Source organism: Pseudomonas arsenicoxydans (genome assembly GCF_006438915.1).
GTDB lineage: Bacteria > Pseudomonadota > Gammaproteobacteria > Pseudomonadales > Pseudomonadaceae > Aquipseudomonas > Aquipseudomonas arsenicoxydans_A.
The window spans coordinates 1-24,959 of sequence record NZ_RCZE01000021.1; the positions used below are offsets into that span (position 1 = coordinate 1).

10 protein-coding genes, 2 rRNA genes and 4 pseudogenes are annotated in these 24,959 nt (G+C 59.5%); 6 read left to right on the top strand and 10 right to left on the bottom strand.

What is annotated here, in order from left to right:
* Positions 1-134 precede the first annotated feature (134 nt).
* Both rrf (EAH78_RS30345) and rrf (EAH78_RS30350) read left to right on the top strand, forming a co-directional pair.
* Positions 135-250, top strand: a 5S ribosomal RNA gene (rrf, locus tag EAH78_RS30345).
* A gap of 107 nt (positions 251-357) precedes the next feature.
* A 5S ribosomal RNA gene (rrf, locus tag EAH78_RS30350) occupies positions 358-473 on the top strand.
* A gap of 79 nt (positions 474-552) precedes the next feature.
* Here rrf (EAH78_RS30350) and EAH78_RS30355 read toward each other — a convergent pair.
* The 5 genes from EAH78_RS30355 to EAH78_RS30375 all read right to left on the bottom strand — a co-directional run bounded on the left by EAH78_RS30355 (position 553) and on the right by EAH78_RS30375 (position 7,569).
* Complete coding sequence (locus tag EAH78_RS30355) at positions 553-1,020, bottom strand: SRPBCC family protein (protein WP_140671842.1); 468 nt, start codon at positions 1,018-1,020, stop codon at positions 553-555.
* Between the two features lie 23 nt (positions 1,021-1,043).
* Positions 1,044-4,457 carry a non-ribosomal peptide synthetase gene (locus tag EAH78_RS30360; protein ID WP_140671844.1) on the bottom strand — a complete coding sequence of 1,138 codons (3,414 nt, stop codon included), beginning with the start codon at positions 4,455-4,457 and terminating at the stop codon, positions 1,044-1,046.
* Positions 4,458-4,471: 14 nt separating this feature from the next.
* A complete protein-coding gene (locus EAH78_RS30365; protein ID WP_140671846.1) occupies positions 4,472-5,401 on the bottom strand; it encodes a diiron oxygenase in 930 nt (309 codons plus the stop codon).
* Positions 5,398-6,174 (bottom strand): DUF3050 domain-containing protein, encoded by a 777-nt coding sequence (locus tag EAH78_RS30370; protein ID WP_140671848.1) that lies wholly within the window; start codon positions 6,172-6,174, stop codon positions 5,398-5,400. Before EAH78_RS30370 ends, EAH78_RS30365 begins: the two co-directional genes overlap by 4 nt.
* Before the next feature lie 684 nt (positions 6,175-6,858).
* Positions 6,859-7,569: a GntR family transcriptional regulator gene (locus EAH78_RS30375; protein ID WP_140671850.1), complete on the bottom strand. Its 711-nt coding sequence runs from the start codon at positions 7,567-7,569 to the stop codon at positions 6,859-6,861.
* A gap of 217 nt (positions 7,570-7,786) precedes the next feature.
* Here EAH78_RS30375 and lapG point away from each other — a divergent pair, with 217 nt between their 5' ends.
* The 4 genes and pseudogenes from lapG to EAH78_RS30395 form a co-directional block, all read left to right on the top strand.
* Positions 7,787-8,479 (top strand): cysteine protease LapG, encoded by a 693-nt coding sequence (gene lapG / locus EAH78_RS30380; RefSeq protein ID WP_140671914.1) that lies wholly within the window; start codon positions 7,787-7,789, stop codon positions 8,477-8,479.
* Positions 8,480-8,493: 14 nt separating this feature from the next.
* On the top strand, positions 8,494-10,440 hold the full coding sequence (gene lapD / locus EAH78_RS30385; RefSeq protein WP_140671852.1) for a cyclic di-GMP receptor LapD: 1,947 nt from the start codon (positions 8,494-8,496) through the stop codon (positions 10,438-10,440).
* Between the two features lie 488 nt (positions 10,441-10,928).
* On the top strand, positions 10,929-11,204 hold the full coding sequence (locus EAH78_RS30390) for a DUF6124 family protein (protein WP_140671854.1): 276 nt from the start codon (positions 10,929-10,931) through the stop codon (positions 11,202-11,204).
* A 500-nt stretch (positions 11,205-11,704) separates the two neighbouring features.
* Positions 11,705-11,959, top strand: a pseudogene (locus EAH78_RS30395) (DUF6124 family protein); the annotation flags it as partial.
* Between the two features lie 157 nt (positions 11,960-12,116).
* On the opposite strand, the gene EAH78_RS30400 reads toward EAH78_RS30395, so the two are convergent.
* From EAH78_RS30400 to EAH78_RS33495, 5 genes and pseudogenes are all read right to left on the bottom strand, one after another.
* Positions 12,117-12,455: a hypothetical protein gene (locus tag EAH78_RS30400; RefSeq protein WP_007948790.1), complete on the bottom strand. Its 339-nt coding sequence runs from the start codon at positions 12,453-12,455 to the stop codon at positions 12,117-12,119.
* Between the two features lie 149 nt (positions 12,456-12,604).
* Positions 12,605-15,595: a type I secretion C-terminal target domain-containing protein gene (locus tag EAH78_RS33480; protein ID WP_430539955.1), complete on the bottom strand. Its 2,991-nt coding sequence runs from the start codon at positions 15,593-15,595 to the stop codon at positions 12,605-12,607.
* Positions 15,596-15,772: 177 nt separating this feature from the next.
* Positions 15,773-16,093 (bottom strand): annotated as a pseudogene (locus EAH78_RS33485) (Ig-like domain-containing protein); the annotation flags it as partial.
* Positions 16,088-23,887: pseudogene (locus EAH78_RS33490) on the bottom strand (beta strand repeat-containing protein); the annotation flags it as partial. The pseudogenes EAH78_RS33485 and EAH78_RS33490, both read right to left, overlap by 6 nt.
* Positions 23,879-24,679 (bottom strand): annotated as a pseudogene (locus tag EAH78_RS33495) (retention module-containing protein); the annotation flags it as partial. The pseudogenes EAH78_RS33490 and EAH78_RS33495, both read right to left, overlap by 9 nt.
* Positions 24,680-24,959 lie beyond the last annotated feature (280 nt).

Consider the following 24,959-nt stretch of genomic DNA (forward strand, 5'->3'; position numbering starts at 1 on the left):
AAGCGAACGAGCACCAGATTGCGGTGTGTGAAGACGATACATTGTCGAAAGTTCGAATCAAACACACAAATCTATTACATACCCATTCGCTGGAGCGTGATCTCGCAAGAGAAAACGACCTGGCTACCGAATTTCTTGACGACCATAGAGCATTGGAACCACCTGATCCCATCCCGAACTCAGCAGTGAAACGATGCATCGCCGATGGTAGTGTGGGGTTTCCCCATGTGAGAGTAGGTCATCGTCAAGATTAAATTCCGAAACCCCTATCTGCGTATGCAGGTAGGGGTTTTGTTTTAGTAGAAGTCACCATTTTTTGCTGGCTCGTTACGGTGTAACGGGCTGGTCACAGAATTTCTTGACGACCATAGAGCATTGGAACCACCTGATCCCATCCCGAACTCAGCAGTGAAACGATGCATCGCCGATGGTAGTGTGGGGTTTCCCCATGTGAGAGTAGGTCATCGTCAAGATTGAATTCCGAAACCCCTGTCTGCTAACGCAAACAGGGGTTTTGTCGTTTCAGGCCTGCGTTATTGATCAAACTCAGACTTATACAAACCGCTTCAACACATTACCCATCGCATCATCAGCAAACCCCTGCACAAACTCCTTGAACGCGGGCAGAGCCTCGACTCCTCCTTGTGCCGGTTCAGCGATGATGGTCCAGGTCGCACGGGACTTGCCCACTCCCAGCGGCTCAACACTCATTGCAGCCCACAAATTGGCCACGCCCAGGGTGTTGTAGATCGTGGTCCAGGTCATGTTCAACGCGTGTTCATCCCGCGAGTTGAGTTGCTCGACCACCAGGTTGCCGTCCTTGAAGAATTTCTTGCGCAAGGACGACACGCCTTCGCCCGTCATCTCAATGTGCGACAGCGCCGGAATGAACTGGTCGAAGCCGGCAAAGTTACCAACAACTGCCCAGACTTTCGCGGCCTCGGCCGGTACCTCCACCGAGGACACCACGTGGCAGCCTTGAGGGTTTTTGATCAGGGTATCGGGTTGCAGAGTGCTCATGGTTTTGCTCCGTTTGGGTTGAATCAGATGAAGTTGATTTCTTTCAGGTAGTCGCAGCCACGACGCAGCAGCGCCGGGGTTTTTTCCGGGTAATGCGCGCCCATCTGCCGCACGCCGGCCTGGGCGTTGGCGTGGCCGATCATCGAGATGTCGCCAATGTCTTCCTCGAAGCCATTGAGGTAAAAACCGAGCACGCCGAACAGCGCGTTGTCACTGTCGACCCGGTTCAATTGCTGCTGCCAGTCCGCGACGCTGACCATGGAGAATTCCCGCCCGGCCTCACGAAAGGACGCCACGTAGTCGTCCCAACTCAGTGGTTCGGGGTTGTGCAGGTTGAACACCGCTTTTTCAGGCTGATATCGGCTGGCATGAAAGGCGATGAACCGGGCGAGAAAGTCCACCGGCATCAGGTCGAAATTCAGCGCGAACTCTGGCACCTGGCCGAGCTGGATCGAGCCTTTGAGCATCAACATCAAACGGTTTTTGTGCGGCTGACAGACGCCCGTGAGGCTGTTGAAGCTGATGTTGCCGGGGCGATAGAGATTGACGCGCACTCCACGCTCGCGAGCCCGTTCAAGAATTCGTTCGCCGACCCACTTGGAGAGGTTGTAGCCGTTCTTGATATAGATCGGCGGTGTCTGTGCAGCGGGCAATTCAAGCACTCGGCCATCGGCGGTAATCGTGCTGGACGCCGAGAGCGTCGAGACGAAGTTGAAGACTTTCTTGCTGCGCCCTTCACACAACCTCAGGCACTCGAAAATCGGTTCGACGTTGTCCCGCGCCAGTGATTCGTAATCGAGTACGTGATTGACGTTGGCAGCGTTGTGCACCAGTGCGCCGAACTCTTGATCGAGGCGTTCGTAAACTTCAGCGGACAGTCCCAGAGATGGACGAGTGATGTCCGCGGCATACACCCGCACCCGGCTGAGGTCCAGATGCTCCAGGCGGTTCTCGCGCAGCGCATGAGCAAAGCGCTCAGCTGCCGATTGTCCACCGCCATCGCGCACCAGGCACGCGACTTCAGTGGCGCCCCAACCCAGCAACGCCTCGACGATATGCACACCGACAAAACTGTTCGCGCCGGTGACGATCACCTTGTGCACATCGCCCATGCGGCTGACCGGCAGCGGCTGAATATCCAGCTCACGGAAGGCATCGGCCAAGGCCTTTTCACTCAGCACCTCTTCAGTGCCGGAGCCGCGCACCAAGGTCGCCAACTTCGCAATAGTCGGCAGTTCAATGAAGCGGTTGATCGAAATACTGCGCCCGAATTCCTCACGCAATCGCAGCAACATGCGCGATAACAGGATCGAGTGGCCGCCCAGATTAAAGAAGCTTTCATCGGTTGAAATGTCGCTGGCCGGCAGCTCCAGCAACTCGGCCCAGATCTCCAACAGCAAGGCCTCATCGGCACTGACTGGCAAGCGCCGAGCGCTGTTTTCCAGGACGTTCACCGGCATGGCAAGCAACGCTTTGCGATCGACTTTGCCATTACTGGCGAAGGGCATACTTTGCAATTCAGTCCAGGCAGCGGGATGCATGTAGTCCGGCAAAAACTGCAACGCGTGAGCTTTCAACGCTTCGCGAGCGGCACCGGGCCGGTCTTCCTGAGGTTGTGTGAGGAAGGCCAGAATGCGTCGCTGACTGTCGATGACCACCGCCACCTGGCGGTACAACTGGCTATCGCGCAGGCAGCGCTCGATCTCCTCCGGTTCAACCCGGAAGCCGCGAATTTTCACCTGGTTATCCCGCCGCCCACACAGCTCGATGCCGTCGCATGTCCACTTCGCCATATCGCCGGTCCGATAGGCGCGCAGGCGTTGGCCGCTTGGCAAACTCAGGTTCAGATAGCGTTCGGCGGTCTGCTGCGGGTTGTTCAGATACCCCAGGCACACACCCGGCCCGACGATGTACAACTCACCGACGGTGTGGTCGGTGACGGGTTGAAAGTCCTCATCGAGAATCAGCACCTGACTGTTGGCAATCGGCGCGCCGAGAGTCCGATTGCTGTCGCCGGGACGCAACTGTCGCGCGGTAATCAGCACCGTGGCTTCGGTCGGGCCATACAGGTTGTAGAGCTTGCCCTGACGCGTCAGCTGCTCGATCACGTACGGTTCGCACACGTCGCCGCCGGTCATCACATGATCCAGGCCCTGTAACTGATCCAGCGGCAGAATGCTCAGCAGTGCCGGCGGCAAAAATGCGTGGCTGAGTTGCTGGTGGCGGATCAGCTCGACCAGTTGCAAAGGGTCGCGGCGTTGATCGTCACTGGGCACGATCAGTTCGGCGCCCTGCAGCAGGGTCGGGAAAATATCGATCAGCGACGAGTCAAAGCTCAGAGACGAAAATTGCAGCACCCGACTTTGTTCGGTGAGGTGTACGTAGTCGGCGTACCACGCGGTGAAGTGTGCGAGGTTGGCCTGACTGAGCAACACGCCTTTGGGATGCCCGGTGGTGCCCGAGGTATAGAGCGCCATGCACGGCGCATCCATATCAGGCCGCTGACGCATCAAGGGTTGTTGGAGATCCACGTCGTCGACGTCGATGTGGCTGATGTCCAGCCCCGGCATGTCGTCGGCGAGCGGGTGCTGGCCGTCATGCAGCAACAACACGGCCCCGGCGTTTGAAAGGATGTACTGCTGACGTTGCAGCGGATGGCTTGGCTCCAGCGGCAGGTACACCGCGCCGCTGCCAAGAATCGCCAGAATCCCCGCATACAGCGCACTGCATTTCGGCAGGCAGATCCCGATCACCAACGGCCCCTGATTTTTATCGAGCAGCAGCTGTAACCGCTGTTGGATAGCACGGCTATGGGCATGCAGTTGCCGATAGCTCAGCGACGTACCGTCGATGCTCAGCGCCGGTCGTTCGGCGGATTGAACAAAGCGCTGTTCAAGGCGCTCGATCATCGGGATCTGCCCCAGTTCCAGCAGCCAGGGTTGAGCGGTGGCGTTGAGCTGATGGACGAACGCCAAGTGTTCAAGCCACACCAGATTATCCACACGCTCAAAGTGAGCCGGCGCCGCCGGTTGTGCGTGCAGAAAATACTCGGCGTCCCGGGAGAAGCGGCTGACCAGCAGCGCGACGTGATCCACCAGCTCCGCCACCGCTCGCAGGCGCAATGCCTGGCCGTTGCCGGAAGGTTCGTCGGCGATCGGCACGCGTGTGAACAGTGCCGAGTTGTACGAGCACAACAGGTCCAGCGACGGCAAGCCGCCAGCCTCCGATCCGCCGATACCCAGTTGCAACGTCAGTCGCGGTGTCTCAGCAGAATTACCGAAAGGCATCGACGCGTCGTCGATCAGTAAATCAAACGACGGTTCCTCATCAAGTGTGTCGAAAAACCGCACCAGCGAATGACCGTGTTGTTCAAGTTCCAGCGCCAGGTCGGTCAAGGCCTGGCTTTGCCCAATGAGCAAAATGTCGAGACGTCTCATGGAGGTTCTCCTCGTTAAACCAGGTAGTCGCTGAGGGCGTCTTGCACGCACGGCGAATCGAGCAGCGAACTGCTGTGGAAAAACCGCACGATGTTGGCGACCAGCGGGTGATGGCGATTGATCGGGAAGGCCAGTCCCGAGACTTCGCTCTTGAGTGCCTGACGCGCCGCGTCGCTGATCTGCAAAGACTCGATCAACCGGAAGTCGAAGGACTTCTGAATATCGTTGGTCAGGTAATGGCCGATGAACACCGGCAGGATCTGTGCGATGCAATGGCGGTCTTCTTCGCTCGCGGTGTGCCAGTAGATGCGCACCAGGCGCGCCCAGAAGCCGGAGTGGCGACCTTCGTCCAGCAAGTGATCGGCCATCAGGCCTTTGATCGATTGCTTGACTGTGTCGTCCTTGGCGAACGCCGCGACATCACCGGTCACGGTGTTCTCGGCAATGGCCACGCAGATCAATTCAACGGCACTGCGCAAGTGTTCCGGCGCGAGCGCCACGGCCGTCGGGATGGCGCGACTGAGCTCGATTTCGTCGGGCAACACGATCGGTGTGATGCCGGTCATGGCGATGGTCTGCTGCATGAAGTCCATGGCCACCAAGGCGTGGTAATCCTCGTCCACCACCACGGTCATGGCGTCGTAACGGCAGGCGAACGGGAACGCCACGGCGAAGCGATTCTTGGCGATGCTGCGTGCGGTCTTGTCGACGATCTCGGTTTCGAAAATCACCACGTCGTTGATGAATTTGTAGAGCGTCTGCACCAGCGCGAAGTCCCGTTGCTCGGGGCATTCGCGCAGGAAGATTTCGCTCAGCACCAGCGGCTGACGGCTCAAGGGATAGATCAGCTTGTCGTCGTTCTCCAACACCCGCCGTGGACGAGTGCGGATGGTTGCGCGGCTTTCCCAGGCGTCGGCAAAGGATTGGTAATCGGCGGCGTTCATGCGGTCACCTCACGCAATGGCTCGCCCATGCTCTGGCGCAGACCGTCCCACAGGGCGATGCGACTTTCCACGGCAGCAATCGCGGTGGCGTAGACGTCCTCTTCCCGTTGCGGATTGCCATCGATCAACCGTGCGAGGAGTTTTTCCGCCGCGGGCCCGTGGTCTTCGGAATCCACTTCGATGTGCCGTTCCAGGTAGTAACGGAAGGTCGGCGCTTGCTCGATGCCGATGCCCCAATCGTCCAGAATTCGCTGGAACATCTGCGGAATCACACTCTCACGACCATGCAAAAACGCCGCTGCAACGCTGTGTCCTGGTGCATGCAGCGCCGTGTGCAAGGTGTGCCGCACGAACTGCGCGGCGGCCGGATCGACATCCACACTTTGCAACGCGACGTCGTAGCTCACGCCTTCTTGTTGCAGCGCTACAAAGCGCTCCACGGCGACGGTACTGGCCCCGACTTCGCGCATCGCATCCAGATACAACTCAAAGTGGCTGTAATGACCCTGGGCCGGACGATCATCAGATTCTTCACCCAGCACGATCTCGTTGATCAGGCGCGCAGCCTGCGGGTCTCGAGGTGGAAGCCAGGGCAGTTGAACGCAAGTCAGTTCCTGTTGCAGACGCTTGGTCAGCGACATGAAATCCCAGACGGCAAATACATGGGTTTCCATGAAGCGTTGAAGTACCGAGAGCGAATGTATTTCAGAGAAGATCGGATGTGCACTCAGTTCTGCTTTTTTCTGGGTGAGACGGTCTTTATACGTTTTCATGAGTGAGCCTATAAGTGGTCTGAAATGCCGTTAAGGAAGTTGCGATCAATCAGTGCCTGGCGTTTAAAGTTTTCAGTGAACGAACAAGTGCCTCAATCTAATTGATCGGTTTGCGTAGTTATGAGTCCGCCGGTCAAGCCTTGCGGGCCTGTGCTCAGTGCGGCGAACAAAAACTAATACACGAATAAAGTTCCCGGCAAGTCATTTTTTTAATTAAAAAAAAGTTCAAGTTTGTTCGGCGCGACAAGTTCCAATAAAACTTTAATTAGCAGTTTTATTTGGGCGTAGTTGCTCCTTCCAACTAATTAAAGTCAGAATTGAAATGAAGAGTGAATGCCTCACTCGAAGCAACTTTCTTGGTTGAATCAATGACATGACTTTAGAGGGTGGAAGTTGGCTGGGATCAACGCCGAAGCTTCCTTTCCCGTGACAAGACTCCTTCCGTAGGTTCTTGTTGCGGGGACTGTTGCGCAGGTGCGCAGCGTCGCCCGTTCATTGGTTGTTGGCAGTCCAAGAGTGAGCGTAAATCACGGCAGCCGCTATCACCGAAGCGTCAACTTCTCGGTGTAGTTATTGGGCTTGGGAAGGGAAAATCGAGGGCGAGGCTTTAGCGAGGGGCTGAGCGGCGTTGTGACAAGCGAAAACGAGCAGTCCGATCTGCCCGTTCAAACTTGATGGCACGGTTTACCGGGCGGTTTTCTTGTTCAGAGCTTCAGGGCTGGCGAGGTAGCGCGTAATGACTTCGACACCCCGGTTGAGGTGGTGCGCAAGCAGCTTTACTGCGTGCTCGATGTCGCGATCTTCCACGGCCAGCAACAGCGCCCGGTGATCATCCTGGGACAGTTTGCCCAGGCCCATCGCTTCCAGGTTGAAACGCAGGAAGCGCTCTTCTTCGATCAACCCTTCTTCGATCAGGCTCAACAGGCGACGGTTAGGTGCCTTGCAGTACAGCGACATGTGGAACAAGCGATTGAGGCGGCCGATCTCGCCGTAGTCCTGCTCAGTCTCCAAATCATCGATATGACGGGCGGAGGCTTCGAAGTCTTGTTTTTCAAGCAATGGAATCGACAATCGCAGGGCTTCAGATTCCAGGAGAATCCGCAGCGCATAGGTTTCCACGGCGTCGCCCTGCACCAGCGGTGCGACGACGGCGCCTTTATGGGCGATAACGTTAAGCAACGCCTGGGCTTCGAGCTGGCGCAAGGCTTCACGTACGGGCATACGGCTGACGCCGAACAGGTCGGCCAGGTCTTGCTGGCGCAACGCGGTGCCGCACGGGATGCGCCCATCGAGAATCGCCGAGCGCAGCGTTTCTTCGATGACTGAACGTGCGAGGTGAGCGGGAATCGGCCCGCTGACCTTGATACTGCTGAGAGGGTTGGTCTTTTGTGGCACTACTCGCACCCTATTCGACTGAAATATTTGGATCCAAATGACACTAGTGACTGCGATGAAGCTTGTCAAACAAGTCAGGTTCTCAATCGAAAGCTTTTCATGTCATTCACAATACAAAGTCTAGCGCGTCGCCCGTGATTGCACCGTGCCATTGTTTTTTGCCGGGGTAACCGGCACCATCGGCCGAATTCCATTTGCCTGCTCTGGATGCCTCGCATTGGCGGTACGTTTCGCAATCCCACGGATCTTGCGCTGGCTGTGCTGCGCGCTGCTGCTGGCTGGCGTCATGCTGGGCGGCTTGCAGGCCGATTGGGACTTTTCGCTGATCAGCCGTCGCGCTCAAGCCCTGTACGGGCCGTTGGGTGAAGGGCAGCAACGGATAGACGCCTGGCAGCATTTGCTGGCCACGCAGAAGCAGGTCAGCGAGCTGGAACAGCTCAAAGTGGTCAACCTGTTCTTCAACAATCAGGTGCGCTACGTCGAGGACATCGACCTGTGGCACGACGTCGACTATTGGGAAACGCCCATCGAAGCGTTGTGGAAGGGCGCCGGCGATTGTGAAGACTATGCGATTGCCAAGTATTTCAGCCTGCGCCATCTCGGCGTGTCCAGTGACAAGCTGCGCATCACCTACGTCAAGGCCCTGCGCCAGAACCGGGCGCACATGGTGTTGACCTACTATTCAAGCCCTGAGGCGATGCCGCTGGTGCTCGACAGCCTGATCAACGAGATAAAACCGGCCAATCAACGAACCGATCTGTTACCGGTCTACTCTTTCAATGCAGAAGGTTTGTATTTGCCGGGCGCCAAGGGCAACAAAAAGGTCGGTGACACCAAACGCCTGTCCCGCTGGCAGGACGTGTTGAAAAAAATGCAGGCCGAAGGTTTCCCGGTCGAAACGACAAACTAGGAGCACGCGCTCAGATGTCTTTGTTCAAACAGCTGTTGATCGCTATCTGTCTGTTCCTGGTGGTCGCCTTCACCGGCAGCTTCATGGTCAGCCTGGAGAGCTCGCGCACCCAGTACGTCAACCAGTTGCGTTCGCACGCCCAGGACGCTGCCACGGCGCTGGCGCTGTCCCTGACGCCGAACATCGACGACCCGGCGATGGTCGAGTTGCTGGTCAGTTCGATTTTCGACAGCGGCTACTACGCCAGCATCCGCGTCGTTGACCTGAGCAACGACAAAACCATCGTCGAGCGCAGCGGGATTCCGGCGGTGAACAACGTGCCGGACTGGTTCGTCAAAATGATCGGCCTCGAAGCCGCTGGCGGCGATGCGATTGTCAGCCGTGGCTGGGAGCAGGCGGCGCGGGTCGAGGTGGTCAGCCACCCGATGTTCGCGTTGGCCAAGCTGTGGCAGAGCGCGCTGGGCAGCCTCGGCTGGTTGCTGGTCTGCGGCGCCGTAAGTGCGGTGCTGGGCGCGCTGTTGTTGCGCCGCCAATTGAAACCGCTGGACTACATGGTCCAGCAATCCCACGCCATCGCCCGTCGTGAATTCCTCAGCCTGCCGGAGCTGCCACGCACCCCGGAACTGCGCCGCGTGGTGCAGGCCATGAATCAGATGGTCGAGAAGCTCAAGGCACTGTTCCAGGAACAGGCTGAGCGCAGTGAAAAACTGCGGGTCGAGTCCTATCAGGACAACCTGACGGGGCTCGCCAACCGTCGTTATTTCGAGATGCAATTGAACGCCCGGGTGAGCAATCCGGAACAGGCCAGTTCCGGTTATCTGCTGTTGCTGCGGGTCAAGGACCTGGCCGGTTTGAACCAGCGCTTGGGCGGCCAGCGCACCGACCAGTTGCTGAAAGCGGTGGGCGAGCAATTGTCCCGCGAGTGTGCCAAATACCCCGAAACCCAGAACCTCGTCACACGGATTCGCGGTGGCGAATTCGCCGTGTTGGCGCCGGGACTGGTGCGCGAAGAAGCGCTGCAACTGGCGCAGAACCTCGACAGTGCCTTGGCCAGCCTGCATGCGACGGGCGCTACCGACGTGGCTTCGGTGGCTTCGATCGGGCTGGCGCCGTTCGTTCATGGCGACTCCCCACAAGCCGTGCTCGGGCTGGGCGATCAGGCGCTGGCCCAGGCGGAAACCCAGGGTGAGCCGAGCTGGGCGTGTCTGGATCACAGTGCATCGGCCAGCGTCGGCGATGACCATCATGCCTGGAACAACTTGCTGGATCAGGCGTTGAATCAGCGGCGCTTCCAGCTGTATTTCCAACCGGTCGTGGCCAGCCAGGACACGCAACTGGTGCTGCATTACAAAGTGCTGTCGCGCTTGGTCGACGAGCAGGGCCAGACCATTCCTGCCGGGCGTTTCCTGCCGTGGCTGGAGCGTTTCGGCTGGACCGCACGACTGGATCGGCTGATGCTGGAATTGGTGCTGGAGCAGATGGCGGGCCACGAAGAGTCGCTGGCGCTGAACCTGTCGTCAGCGACGTTGGGCGATCCGCAAACGCTGAATAAAATTGTCGAGATTTTGCGCGCAAATTCCAATCTGGGGTCGCGCCTGACCCTGGAAATCGGCGAGGAACAGTTGCCAGAGCAGGCGATGCTGGAAGAGCTGACGCGGCGTCTGCGAGAACTCGGCTTCTCCCTGAGCCTGCAACGCTTTGGCGGACGTTTCAGCATGATCGGCAACCTGGCGCGGCTTGGGTTGGCGTACCTGAAAATTGATGGTGGATACATTCGGGCGATTGATCAGGAGAGCGACAAGCGCCTGTTTATCGAAGCGATCCAGCGCGCGGCGCACAGCATCGATTTGCCGCTGATTGCCGAGCGGGTCGAGACTGAAGGGGAGTTGTCGGTGATTCGGGAGATGGGGATCTATGGCGTTCAGGGGCAGTTGTTTGGTGAGCCCAAGCCTTGGCAGTGAGGCTGAACGGATCGTTCCCACGCTCTGCGTGGGAATGCAGCCCGTGACGCTCCGCGTCACAACAGTGCCAGGCGCAATGCTGGCGGTGAGGCTGGAACGCGGAGCGTCCCTTGAGACGTTCCCACGCGGAGCGTGGGAACGATCGGGCCGGGATTTCTGAAGGAAAACTCCTAGGAGATTTCCTTCGAGTCGCGTCGGTTTTGGTGAACTTGTTACGGGTAATGCGCAGGTCTAGTCTGGCCTTGTCACTGAATAATCGGTGACACGGACGTGCAAGTCCGGGTAAAAGACGACGCACAACGCCATTGGTTACGTGACGGGCAGTCATGCTCGCGGTGCTTGTTTTATGGCGGCTGTGCGTGGGAGATCTTTCTTCCGAGAATGATCTGCCGGGGTCCGTCTGCCCGGTCTTGCACACTCACGCACAGCTGCCACCCATTCGCGTGCAAGCGAACTGTCGTAGCTCCCAATACAGATGGAGATACAACATGTTCAAAGTTACCCCAAATCCACCTTCTCCCCGCAGAGGTCACCTCTTCACCGTCTCCCCCGACATCCCCACCGAAGCCCTCCTGGCCAACGCCTCCGAAGACCTGCGCTCCATCAGCGCCATCGCCGCCAATCTGGCAGACGATGTCGAAGGCTCATGCCGTTGCGTCGCGCTGGGGCTTAGCCGAATGGCAGATGGGGTGCATTTATTGGTAGAGCGGGCGCTGGATCACCTTGAATCGCCAGAGTTGGCGCCGGGTTCGGTCGAGGTTTAGCAGGGAATTCTTTTGGTGAAATGACTATCGCCTTCGCGAGCAAGCCCGCTCCCACATTGAAACCTCGTCGTTCACGCAAGCTGTGTTCACTGAAGATCTAATGTGGGACCGAGCTTGCTCGCGATGGTGTCAGTGCAGTCGCCAAAAATTCTGAAGGAAAACTCCTAGGAGATTTCCCTCGAGTCGCGTCGGTTTTGGTGAACTTGTTCCGGGTAATGCGCAGGTCTAGTCTGGCCTTGTCACTGAATAATCGGTGACACGGACGTGCAAGTCCGACCACACTGTTTAGGTTGCGCATTGCCTTATCTCACGATGAGCATTTGTTTGCTCACTGCTTTATGGCGGCTGCGCGCAGGAGATCCTCGGATCTGCTGGGTGTCCTAAACAGTCCCGGTCTTGCACACCTGCGCACGGCCGCCACCCTATTCGCGTGCAAGCGAACGGTGACGGTCCCAACTAACTGTTTAGGAAAATCTCTTATGTTTAAAGTAACGCCAAATCCGCCTTCTCCCCGCAGAGGCCACCTCTTCACCGTCTCCCCCGACATCCCCACCGAAGCCCTCCTGGCCAACGCCTCCGAAGACCTGCGCTCGATCAGCGCCATCGCCGCCAATCTGGCAGACGATGTCGAAGGCTCATGCCGTTGCGTCGCGCTGGGGCTTAGCCGAATGGCAGATGGGGTGCATTTATTGGTAGAGCGGGCGCTGGATCACCTTGAATCGCCAGAGTTGGCGCCGGGTTCGGTCAAGGTTTAACAGGGAATTTTTTTGGTGAAATGACTATCGCCTTCGCGAGCAAGCCCGCTCCCACATTGAAACTTCGTCGTTCACACAAGCTGTGTTCACTGAAGATCTAATGTGGGAGCGGGCTTGCTCGCGAAGGCGTCAGCGCAGACACCAACAATTTCGGGGGTTAGATCAACCCCGTCTCTTCATCATCAATCAAATGACTCAACCCGCCCAACGCTTCACGCGCCTGGGTCCGGTCCATCAATTTGGCTTGTGCCGCCGGCGGCAGGTCGGTAACGCGGATCACGCCTTTACTGGTCAGCACCTGGATCAAGTCGTCGAGTACCCGGATCATTTCCAGGTCGCTCTGCTTGAGCTGTTTGAGGCTGGTTTCCATCACTTCGTTGGCATACCAGGCCTGGATTTCATGGTGGTCGGCCGGCAGTGTTTCCGTGGCCTCGGCGTAGGCTGCGGCTTCCACGCGCACCAACTGGCCTTGCGCATCGCGTTGCACGTAGAACATGTGAGCATCCCTCAGAAATGAACCAGCCTCATGCTGTCAGCAGCATAGGCCAACTGGACGCGAGTATGCGGTGCGGCGACGAAATCGTCACCGTGGAGAAAGGCACAAACGTGACGGCCGCCCCATAAGGGCGGCCGTTTTTCGTGGGATCAGCTGTTGTTGTGGTCGACTTTGATGGTCGGGTCGCTGCCGGCAATCAACGAGTGAATGTTGGCAGTGGACCAGTTGTTGCCTTCCAGTTTGATCGTCACGTCCGGCGTCGCGGCCGCCGCGTCGCCGGCGTTGAACTTGCCGCCGGAGTTGACTTGCAGCGACGACACGCCATCCACCGTGCTGATCTTCAGGAAGTTGTCGATAGTGCTTCCGGTCTCGCCCTGCAAAAGATCACGCAGGTCGATGCGGTCGCCTTCGCTGGCCTTGAAGTCCTTGATCACGTCGTTGCCGGTGTCGCCGGACTTCCACACAAAGGTATCGGCACCCGAGCCGCCCATGAGGATGTCGTTGCCCGAACCGCCCATCAGCGTGTCGTTACCGCTGCCGCCGAGCAGGATGTCATTGCCCTTGCCGCCGTCGAGGCTGTCGTTGCCGCCCGAGCCGAAGAGAATGTCATTGCCCGCACCACCTAACAGCGTGTCGTTGCCGTCGTGGGCGCCGGACATATCAAACGCGGTGTAATGCTCGGTGATGAACTGGTGCACGTTGCTGGTAGTGACCTTGCTGACGTCCACACCGGTCTGCTGGGCGACGAACGCCTGCATCGCCTGATAACCCTCGCCGGCAATGCCGTTGAAGCTCACCAGGTCGCCGAACAGGATGTCGTTGCCGTCACCGCCATTGACCGTGTCGGAACCCGGTTGCGTCGCTTCGGTATGACCGACGATCGAGTTGGCCAGGTCTTTCGGATCGATGTTGGTTTGCGCCGTATGGTTCGAGTCGTACGGGCTCAAGTCGGCGAGAGTGACGCCCTTGTTCAGACCAATGGCTTCAACGTTGGACACATTGCTCAGCAGCGCAAAACTGGACGTGGAGTTATCGACAATCGTCTGATCACTGCCGCTGCCCGTCGTGTAGGACACCTCGTAAGTACCGTCGCCCTGAGCGTGCAGGGTTCCCACGTCGCTGGCTTTCCAGTTCTTGGAGCCGTTCAAGGTGTACAGCGTTGCATTCCCGTAACTGTCGATGGTCAGTTTGTGAGTACTGTCGATGGTCGTGGAGAAGGTATCTCCCTGCTTGTAATTGCTGGTTTTCACCACGTCATCGAGCTTCACGCTGCCGTACAGCGTCGGGTTGGTCTGTTCGCCGCTCTGGTAGTAGTTCGGCTGGCCGTCGGTGATGAAGTAGGTGAGGTTCTTCGCCCCGGTATTGGCCACGGCTTCAGTGCTCTGGAACCAGTTGGCAGTGGTTTTGAACACGTCTTCGTAGTTGGTCACGCCACCGGACGACATGGAGGTCAGAACGGCTTTGAGCAAGGTCAGTGCATTCGGGTCGTTCAGGTTGACCGACACCGATTTGTTGACCTGGGTATCGAAGTCCACCAGGAAGATATTCACGGTGCCCGAGTTGCCGCCCATGCTTTGCTTTAGTGTGTTGAACACCGAGGTCAGCGAGTCCTTGGCGGCGCTGATCGATGTTGAGCTCATGCTGCCAGACGTGTCGACCATGAACGCAATGTTGTAGTTGGTGCCCGGCACCACGGTCAGCCCGCCAATATCGGCGACGATGATGTCGTTGCCGCTGGTGCCAGTGATGTTGTCATTGCCGGACGTGGCGGTAACGGCGTTGTAGACCGCCGGATTAATCGTGATCGCAATGTCTGTCGTACCGCTGGCTGAACCACCTTGGCTCTCGGTTGAGATGGCCGTCACTGTCAGCGTGCTGGTACCGGTGGCGTACGGAGCCGGGGTGTAGCTCAACTTGCTCATATCCCAACCGCTGAGGTTGTCGATGGCACCGTTAGCGGTAGTGCTGGTGAAAGTGTGCGTGCCGTCGGTCAGCGTCGCACCGGCCGGGATCCCGCTGATCTTGGTGATGGTCTGGGTTTCAGAACCATCTTTGTCCGCTGACGTGACCGTCAAGCCCAACGCTACGCTGCCGTTCTCGGCCACCTGAGTCGTGGTGGCGGACACGATCGGTTTATCCGCCACCGCGGTCACACCAATGTCCAGCGTGGTGCTTGAACCGGTGTTGGTGGTGTAGGACACCGTCGCAACCTTGCCGCTCCAATTGTCGGCAGGGGTAAAGCTGTAGTCGCCGTTGCTGGCGATCGTCAAGGTGCCGACGCCGGCGATGGTGGCCAGGCCGCCTGCCGTGAAGCTGCCGTTGACCCCAGCCACGGTGAAGCTGGAAACGCTCAGGGCACTATCGATATCGTGGTCGTTGGTCAGCACGTTGCCGACTGCGCTGTGGTCTTCGTCGACGGTGATCTTGTCAGATTGCAGCACGCTCGGGTCATCGACCGGGGCGACGTGCACCACCAGTGGCACCGAGGTGCTGGCGCTTGTGGCATCACCGTCTTTGGCGGTGGCCGTTACGGTCAGGTTGATGTCGCCATTGAAGTTCGCCGGTGGTGTCAGTTTGAGCGTGGACAGGTTCCAGCCTGTGATGTCCACCGAGGTCTTGCCGTCGACAGCATTGAACGAGTGGCTTGCGGTGCCGTCGGTGAGTGTGGAGCCTGCAGGCACGTTATTCAGCGTGATGGACTTGAGTGTTTCTGAACCATCGACGTCAGTGGTCTTGGCCACGATGGTGGACAACAGGATCGCGTTGTCTTCAAGGCCCGAGTTGAGCACCTGAGTGACGTTGATATTGTCCAGCACGCCGCCCAGGCTGTTGCTGTCCCCGGCGCGGAACTCGAGTTTCTGGCTGCCATCGACAGTGACCGGAATGTCAAAGCTGTAGTGCTGCATGCCGGTAGTCGCGGTGTTCAGGGTGCCAATCAGTTGGCTTCCCCAGTACACATTGATGAGCGAATCAGCCACACCCGCACGCGGTGCATAGTCCAGCGACACGTTGTAGGTGCTGCCGCCCTTGGCATCGATCGTGGTGTAAAGGTTGCTTGCATCGCCGGCATTACGTTCCAGTTCGATGACCTGATTATCGCCGCCGGCACCGTAGACACTGGCCTTGCCGATTTCGACCATGCCGCCGCTGTTGTCTGTGTGCCACGCGCCGTTGCCGAGCTTGCCGACACCGACGTCACCATAGGCACTGTTCAGCGCGACTTCCTGGAGGTCAGTCGAGATGACTGTCCCGCCACCGGTCAGTGACAGGCTCGGGGTATCGGTTACAGGGGCGACGACGATGGTCCCGGTCGCCGAAGACGCGGAAGGCAGGCCCCCGTTGTCGGTCGCGTTGTAGGTGAAGCTGGTGGTGCCGCTCCAGTCGGGAGTGGGCTTGAAGTAAACCGTTGCGCCGTTGCCGGTTGCGGAGATCGCGCTGCTGGTGGTCAACGCAATGGTCCCGGCGGCGTCCGCGTAAAAACTGCCTTTGGCGGGCAGGCTGGTCAGGGTGAAGTGGTCGATGCTGCCGTCAATGTCATTGCCGCCCAGATGCACGGCGATCAAATGATCTTCATCACCGTGGGCGGAAGTGGAACTGACGGTCGGTGCGTCGTTGACCGGCGTGACGGTGATGTTCAGCGTACTGGTGGAGCCGGTGTTCGTGGTGTAGGTGACGGTCGGCACGTTGCCGTTCCAGTTTTCCGCTGGGGTGAAGGTGTAGTCGCCGTTGGCGCCGATTGTCACCTTGCCGACACCGTCAATAGGCGCGCTTTGACCCGCGTTAAAGGAACCGGTGACACCTTGTACGGTAAATGTGGCGACACTCAGCGTGCTGTCAATATCGTGGTCATTTTCGAGCACGTTGCCGGTGGCCGCATGGTCTTCCGCGACGGTGTTGGTGTCCTGGGTCAGGACGCTCGGGTCATCGACCGGGGTGACGTGCACCACCAGTGGCGCCGAGGTACTGGCTGGAGCGGCAGTGCCGTCCTGGGCGGTGGCCGTTACGGTCAGGTTGATGTCGCCATTGAAGTTCGTCGGCGGTGTCAGTTTGAGCGTGGCCAGGTTCCAGCCTGTGACATTGGCTTCGCCGAAGGTGCCGGTGCCGTTCAGGGTGAAGGTGTGGCCCGGCGTGCCATCGGTGAGTACCGAGCCTGCCGGGATGCCGCTGATTTTCACGCTCAGGCTTTCGGAACCGTCGGTGTCGGTCAGTGCTGTCTTGATTGCAGACAGTTGAATGCTGGTGTCTTCGGCACCCACATTGAACGTGTTGCCGTCGTAGTAGCCTTCGCCATTGCTGCCGTGCAGGTCGGAAACCGTCACGCCAGCATGGGTCAGGTCGGCCACGCCGGTGTACAGCGGCACGCCAGCGCTGCTCAGGTCGATCGCCGGACTGCCGTTGACCGACAGGTTGACGTCATAGTTGCCCGGGCCGCTCTGGTTATGGTGGTAGATGTCCAGCGTGTAGTAACCGCTGGTGGACGGGGTGAACGAGCCGTTCAGGTTGGCCCCCGCGCCCCACGTGGTGGCCGCGACGTTTTTGCCACCAACGGTCACCAGCAGGCTGTCATCGCCGCTGCCGCTGAAGGTGTAGGTCTTGCCGGCTTCGAGGTAAATCAGGCCCGAGGTTTTCGACGCGGTGCCTTGGGCCACATCGCCACCGGATTGCACGTTGGTCACGGTGCTGCTGGAATTCGGCGTGCCCGCGCCATCGATGACACTTTTCAGCGTGGTCGTAGCGGCGCCATTACCATCGGTGCCCAGGCCCGACAGGCCGGTCCAGACTTCTTTGATCAGGCCCGTCGAGGTGACGGCGTTGCTGTTGACAGTGAGGGTAGGCGTGTCAGACACCGGCGTGATGTCTATTTTCACCGTCGCTTCAGTGCCTTGGTTGAAACCGTCGGTAGGCGTGAACTTGATCTGCGCGTAATCCGCCGCTTTGTTGCCTACGCCGGTACCGCCATAACCGTCGATGCCCGATTCATTGGCCGCGGGCACAAAGGTCAGTTTGCCCAGCGCGATATCCGCTTGGCTGATCGTCTGGCCCAAGGTGACCTGCACACCGTTGAACAGCAGGGTGCCACCGCCCGAAACCTGGGTAATGGTGATGCCGAGTGGGCTGTCGTTATCGACGTCGGTGACGTGAAAGTTGTCCCAGGCCAAGGTGATGGCCGTATCTTCGACACCGGTGACAGCGCCGCCGACTGCCACTGGGGCGTGGTCGTGGTCGGTGATGTTGGTGCTGACATCTTTGTGGGCCGAGTCGATCACCAGGTTTTCGAAGTTACCGCCGCTGACCGAATCAATGGCGATTTTGAAGTTCTCGGTACCTTCGGCCAGCTTGTCATGAAGGGTGTTGATGTCGAAACCGACGCTATTGCTGTTGGCGGGAATCTTGACGGTGACCACACCGTTGTAGTCCACGCCATTGGTCGCGGTGCCGCTGTATTTCAAAGTGACCGTCACTTCAGTCTGAGCGGTGTTGCTCAGCGTCAGTGTGTAATGCGCAGCGTGGCCTTCATCCACCGATGTCGTGCCGCTGATGCCAACAGTGGTCTGGTCACCCTGACCCGAAGGTTCGTCGGTGACGGTGGTGGTCAGCTGAGTTTTATCCAGCGTCGGCTCGAACTTCCCGTTACCACCCGAGACAGTTTCCAGCTTATTGACCAGCGAAGGCTGGCCACCGTTGTACACGTCGTCGTGGGCGACCACGGTTGCGGAGCCGCTGGTGCTGTTGGCCGGAACGGTAATGAGGGTGCCGTCAGTCAGCTTGAAAGTCAGCGCATCATGGTTATCGATGGCGATTCCGTCTTTGTTGGCCAAGGTGACGGTGTAAGTGATCTGGCCGCCTTCGGCCACGGTGGTGTTATCCACCGTGAGGGTTGCGACCACTTCGCTGATCGCGGCCGGCGGGTATACCGTGACCGGGATCGTCGCGGTACTTGGCGCCGAACCGCCGAGGGTCTCGGTGGACGTCGAGGTCACGGTCAGGTTGAACTGGCCGTTGTAGGTCGCCGGCGGAGTCACGGTCAGAGAACCGAGGTTCCAGCCAGTGACGTTGGCTTCGCCGGACGTCGCGGTCGCGGTGAAGGTGTGGCCCGCGCCGTCAGTGAGTATCGAGCCCGCCGGAATGCCGCTGATCTTCACGCTCAGGCTTTCGGAGCCGTCGGTGTCGGTCAGTGCCGTGTTGATGGCGGACAGGTGAATGCTGGTGCCTTCGGCGCCGGTGTTGAGTTTGTAGCCGTCGTAGTAGCCTTCGCCGTTGCTGCCGTGCAAATCGGACACGGTCACGCCGGAAGCGGCCAGATCCGCCACGCCGGTATAAAGCGGCACGCCAGCGCTGCTCAGATCGATCGCCGGGCTGCCGTTGACCGACAGGTTGACGTCGTAGTTACCCGGGCCGCTCTGGTTGTGGTGGTAGATGTCCAGCGTGTAGTAACCGCTGGTGGACGGGGTGAACGAACCGTTCAGGTTGGCACCTGCGCCCCACGTAGTGGCCGCGACGTTCTTGCCACCAATGGTCACCAGCAAGCTGTCATCGCCGGTGCCGCTGAAGGTGTAAGTCTTGCCGGCTTCGAGATACATCAGGCCGGAGGTTTTCGACGCGGTGCCTTGGGCCACATCGCCACCGGATTGCACGTTGGTCACGGTGCTGCTGGAATTCGGCGTGCCCGCGCCATCGATGACACTTTTCAGCGTGTTCGTAGCGGCGCCATTGCCATCGGTGCCCAGGCCCGACAGACCGGTCCAGACTTCCTTGATCAACCCTGTCGACGTTACGTTGTTGCCGGCGACGTTCAGCGTTGGCGCGTCAGCTACCGGGGTGATGTCGACTTTCAAGGTCGATTCCGCGCCCTGGTTGAAGCCGTCGGTAGGTTTGAACTGGATCTGCGCGTAATCCGACGCCTTGTTACCAACGCCGGTACCGCCGTAACCATCGGCGCCCGATTCATTGGCGGCGGGTACAAAGGTCAGTTTGCCCAGCGCGATATCCGCCTGGCTGATGGTCTGGCCCAAGGTGACCTGCACCCCGTTGAACAGCAAGGTGCCACCGCCCGATACCTGGGTGATTGTGATGCCGAGCGGGCTGTCGTTATCGACGTCGGTGACCTTGAAGTCATTCCAGCTCAGGGTGATCGTCGAATCTTCGAGCCCAGTGACAGCACCGCCAACGGACACTGGCGCGTGGTCGTTGTCGAGGACAGTGACGCTGGTCTTGTCGGTGCTCAGTACCAGGTTTTCGTAGTTACTGGTACCCGAGACGCCCGTCAGTTGATTAACCACCGTCACCGGCTGGTTGACGATGTGGTTGTCCTGGGTGGTCACCACGGTGTTGCCGCTGGTTTGGTTGGCCGCAACTTTGACCACGGTGCCGTCAGTCAACGTAAAGGTCAGGTCACCGTGATTGTTGACCGGCAAGCCATCGGCGTTGGTCAGGGTCACGGTGTAAGTGATCTTGCCGCCTTCGGTGACACTGGTGTTATCCACCGTCAGTTTGGCGACCACGTCGTTGAGGGTGTCAGTGATGTCGGTGGACACCAGCGACTTGTCCGGCACCAGGCTTTCAAATTTGCCGCCGCTGACCTCATCGATGCTGGCGGTGACTTTGCCGGCGTCCAGGTTCACGTCGTCTTTCGGTGCGTCCACGCTGACGTGGCCGGACACGGCATCCTTGAGGATGGTGATGATCGCGCCGTTGCTGAGCTTCACGGTCATGTCGCTGCCGGCGGCATTGGACAAGGTCGCGGTGTAGACGATTTGCCCGCCTTCCTGCACCGAACCGCTGGCGCTCAAGGTCAGGCTGGTGGTGTCGGCGGTGTCGGTCACTTTGGTGACGACGGCGGAGCGGTCGGTGTCGAGTTTTTCGAAGTTGCCGCCGGTGCTGTCGGCGATCGCTGCGCGGACAACCGGTGCGCCGGTGTAGACGTCATTCGGCACGGTGTACGGCACCGAACCGCTGGACTCGCCGGCCTTGATGTTGATCACCAGGCCATTGTTCAGCGTCACGGTCATCGCCGTGTCAGCCGGGTGGTTCAGGGTCGCGGTGTAGAGGATCTGGCCACCTTCGCCGACGGTGCTCACGTCTGCGCTGAGTTTCAGCGTTGTGGTGTCGAGGGTGTCATTGACGGTGGTGGTGTGCGTGGTCTGGCTGACGTCGAGCTTTTCGAAGTTACCGCCAGTGGTGCTGGCGATGCCGACGGTGATCTTGCTGCCGTCCTTGTAGACGTCATCGCCCGGCGCCGGAACGGTGATGGAACCCGACTTGTCGCCGGCCTTGATCACGACGCTCTCGCCATTGCTCAACTTGACCGTCATGTCAGTGCCGGCGGCGTTGCTGAGGTTGACGGTGTAAGTGATGGTGCCGCCTTCAACCACGTAGTCGCTGGCGGTCATGGTCACCTTGGTGGTGTCCACGGTATCGCTGATGGCGGTCGAGGTCGGCGTTGTGTCGGCGACCAGCTTCTCGAAGTTGCCACCGGTCACCTCCTTGATGGAGTTGATCAGCGGTTCGTGACCGACCAGCGCATCGTTCGGCGCCTTGACGGTGATCGAGGCATTGCTTTCACCGACCGCGATGGTGATTTTTTCACCATTGGCCAAGGTGACGACCACGGCCTGGCCAGTGACCGGTGCAGTGACGGACGCGGTGTACACCACGTTGCCGCCTTCGGTCGTGGCAGGCGTTGCGGTCAGGCTGACGGTCGAAGTGTTGATCGTGTCAGTGACTTCAGTAATCGCCGCTGCCGGGCTGCTCACCAGGTTTTCGAAGTTGCCGCCCGTGGCGTCCTTGATGGTTGCTTCGACTTTGCCGGCGTCTTTGTAGACGTCATCGGCCGGTGCCTTGACGGTCACCGAGCCAGTGGTCGCCCCCGCCGCGATGTTGATCACCGCGCCGTTGCTCAGGGTGACGGTCACGGGTGTACCGGCAGCGTTGGTCAGTTTGGCGGTGTAAACGATCGAGCCGCCTTCAGCGACGGAATCGGTGGCGGTCAGGCTAACGGTGGTGGTGTCTTTGACATCGGTCACTGAAGTGACCGCCGGCGTTTTATTGGCCACCAGGTTTTCGTAGTTGCCACCGGTGGTGCCGTCGATTTTCACGCTCAGCGTCGCGCCGCCAGCCAGGGCGTCGTTGGGCGCCTTGACGTTCACATGGGCGCTGCTGGCGCCGACCGGAATGGTGATGGTCTGGCCGTTGGACAAGGTCACGACGACCGGCGAGCCGGTGACTGGCGCGGTGACGGACGCGGTGTAGACCACGGTCCCGCCTTCGACGGTGTGGGCCGTGGCGGTCAGGGATACGGTGCTGTTGTTGATCGTATCGGTCACGTTAGTGACGGCTGGCGTCTTGTCGGCCACCAGGTTCTCAAAGTTGCCCCCGGTGGTTTTGGTGATGCTGGCGTCAACTTTGCCGGCGTCCTTGTACACATCATCCTTGGGCGCGGCGAAGTTCACCGAGCCGGTGGTGGCGCCCTTGGCAATGTTGATCACGGCGCCGTTGCTGAGCGTCACACTCATGGCGGAGCCAGCGGCATTCGTCAGGGTCGCGGTGTAGACAATCGAGCCGCCCTCGGCGACCGTCGGAGTGGCGCTCAGTGTCAGGCCGGTGGTGTCTTTTGTATCGGCAACGGTGGTCACCGCTGGCGCGTAATTGACCGCGACGTTTTCGAAGTTGCCACCGCTTTGGCTGACGATGATCGCCGCGACTTTGCCGCCATCGACGTACGGTGTGTCAGCCGGTGCGGCGATGTCGACCGAACCGCTGGAAGCGCCAGCGGCGATCTGGATGACCGCGCCGTTGCTCAACTTCACGGTCATGGCTGTGTCTGTCGGGTTGGTCAGGGTGGCGGTGTAGGTGATCTGGCCACCTTCGCTGACGGTGTGGCTGGCTGACAGAGACAGTAACGTGGTGTTGATGGTGTCAAAGACGATGGTGATGGCGGGTGCCTGGCTGACGACGAGGTTCTCGAAGTTGCCGCCGCTGGCGTCGGTCACCTTCACGCTGAGCAAACCGGTGTCTCTGTAGACGTCGTCGCTTGGCGCCGCGATGGTCACCGAACCGCTGGTTTTGCCCGCGGCAATGGTGATGGTCTCACCGTTGCTGAGCGTGACGGTTACCGGGGTTTGCGCGGCGTGGGTCAGGGTCGCGGTGTAAGTAATGTGCGAACCTTCAAGTACCGCGGTGTCCGCGCTGAGGGTCAGGCGTGTGGTGTCGGTGGTATCAGCCACATTGGTCACGGCTGGCGCCGGGTTGGTGACCAGGCTTTCAAAGTTTCCGCCAGTAGCATCCTTGATGGTGACTTCGACTTTGCCGGCGTCTTTATAGACGTCGTCCTTCGGCGCATCGACTTTGACAGTGCCGGTGGTTTTACCGGCATCGATGGTGATCGTCGCGCCGTTGCTCAGAGTGACGGTCACTGGCGTGCCGGCCGGGTTGGTCAAGGTCGCGGTGTAAACAATCGAGCCACCCTCGTTGACGTTGCCGGTAGCTGTCAGCGATAGGGTGGTGGTGTCGACGGTGTCGGTCACGCTGGTGCTGACCGGTGTCTTGTCGGCGACCAGGTTTTCGTAATTGCCACCGCTGATGCTGGTGATCGAGTTGGTGACCGGTGCGTGACCATTGACCACATCGTTCGAGACCACGGCATTGACGGTGCCGCTGCTTTTGCCAATGTCGATGGTGATGCTTTGACCGTTGGCCAGGGTCACGATGACGGGCGAACCGGTGACCGGAGCACCGACCGATGCGGTGTAAACCACGGTGCCGCCCTCGGCCACGCTGCTGGTGGCGGTCAGGGTGACGGTCGAGGTGTCGAGGGTATCGGTGACGCTGGTCACGGCGGCAGCCGGGTCTTTGACCAGATTTTCGAAATTGCCGCCCGTGGCGTCCTTGATGGTCGCTTCGACTTTGCCAGCGTCTTTGTAGACATCATCTGCCGGTGCCGGGACGCTCACGCTGCCGGTGGTCGCGCCCGCCGCGATGGTAATGACCGCGCCGTTGCTCAAGGTCACGGTGACTGGCGTACCGGCCGGATGGGTCAGGGTCGCGGTGTACAGAATCTGTCCGCCCTCGGCCACTTCGGTCGATGCCGACAGACTCAGGCCGGTGTCATCCCGGGAGTCGGTGATGGTGGTGACCGCCGGCGTGGTGCTCGGGACCAGGTTTTCGAAGTTGCCACCGGTAGCACCGGTAATCGTGGTGGTGACGGTGCTGCCATTGTTATAGACGTCGTTGGCCGCAGTCGGCACGTTAACGGTGCCCGTGGTTTTGCCGGCGTCGATGGTGATGGTCGAACCGTTGGACAGCGTGATGGTTACCGGGGTTTGAGCCGGATTGGTCAGCGTCGCGGTGTAGGTGATCACGCCGCCTTCGGTCACGCTGGCGCCTGCGGTCAGCGAAACCGTGGTGGTGTCGACTGTGTCGGTGACCTGAGTCACGGCCGGGGTCGTCGGCGGGGTGACGATGATGCCGTTGCCGCCCGTGGTGCCGGTGACGGTCACATCAATCTGGGTCGGGTCGTTATAAACGGTGTCGTTCGGCGCCAGCGGCACGCTGACGGTGCCAGTCAGTTGGCCGGCCTGGATCACTATCACCGAGCCGTTGGACAAGGTGATGCTCAGGTCGGTCAGCGGTGCCTGGGTCAGGGTCGCGGTGTAAACGAGTACGCCGCCGGCTTCGGTGATGGTCGGCGTGGCGCTCAGGCTCAGGGTCGACTCACGTTGCAGGGTCGGGTTGTTGTTGGCAATTTGTCCGTCGAGGGGGTTCTGTGCCGCTAATGCGCTGGTGCCAAAACCCGCCGTCGGGAAACCAACGGTCGGGTCCACCCGGCCAGCGGTGGCATCCAGCATCACGAAGCTGTGACCGCCACCTGCCGCGCCGCCCGTGCCGGCAGCCGTAGGGCCCGCCGCAGTGGCTTCAAGGTCTTTGGTCGGGTCGGCGCCGGCGACGATGGCTTGCTGCAATTCTTCAACCGATGGAGCGGCCTGTGCGGTGGCCTCTGCCAGGTCGGTGCTGGAGGCCGGAGCGCTGGCGCTCCATTGAGTGTCGCGCCCCAGGTCCAGGGTCCGGCCGTCAGCCAGTTCGAGCGTTACGGCGCCCGCTGCCCCCGTGTCTACCTGATCGCCCACAAGCAACCGATCGCCTTCAACGAGTACACGACGGACGCCCTCTGGGGACACCGCGAAAACTTGACCGACAATGCTTTTGACGATGGCAACAACACTGCTCATTGAAGACTCTCCGGGTGGAACATTCAGTTGACTTGCACAGGTGACTTACAGGGGCATGACGGCACTCGGCCAGCCCTGTCCGGGCGTACGTTTAAAACAAGAATAGACGCAAGTTTGACGCGGACATTCGTCAATAAATTGGCTATGCTTTTTCGCTATTGACTATATGCCAAACTATTGACCTTGCAGGTGCCATCCTAAACACTCGTCCCAGTAATGTCACATTGATATTTGAGTGACGAAGGGTCTTGCCGAGTGTGATTCGGTTCAAATTTTCAAC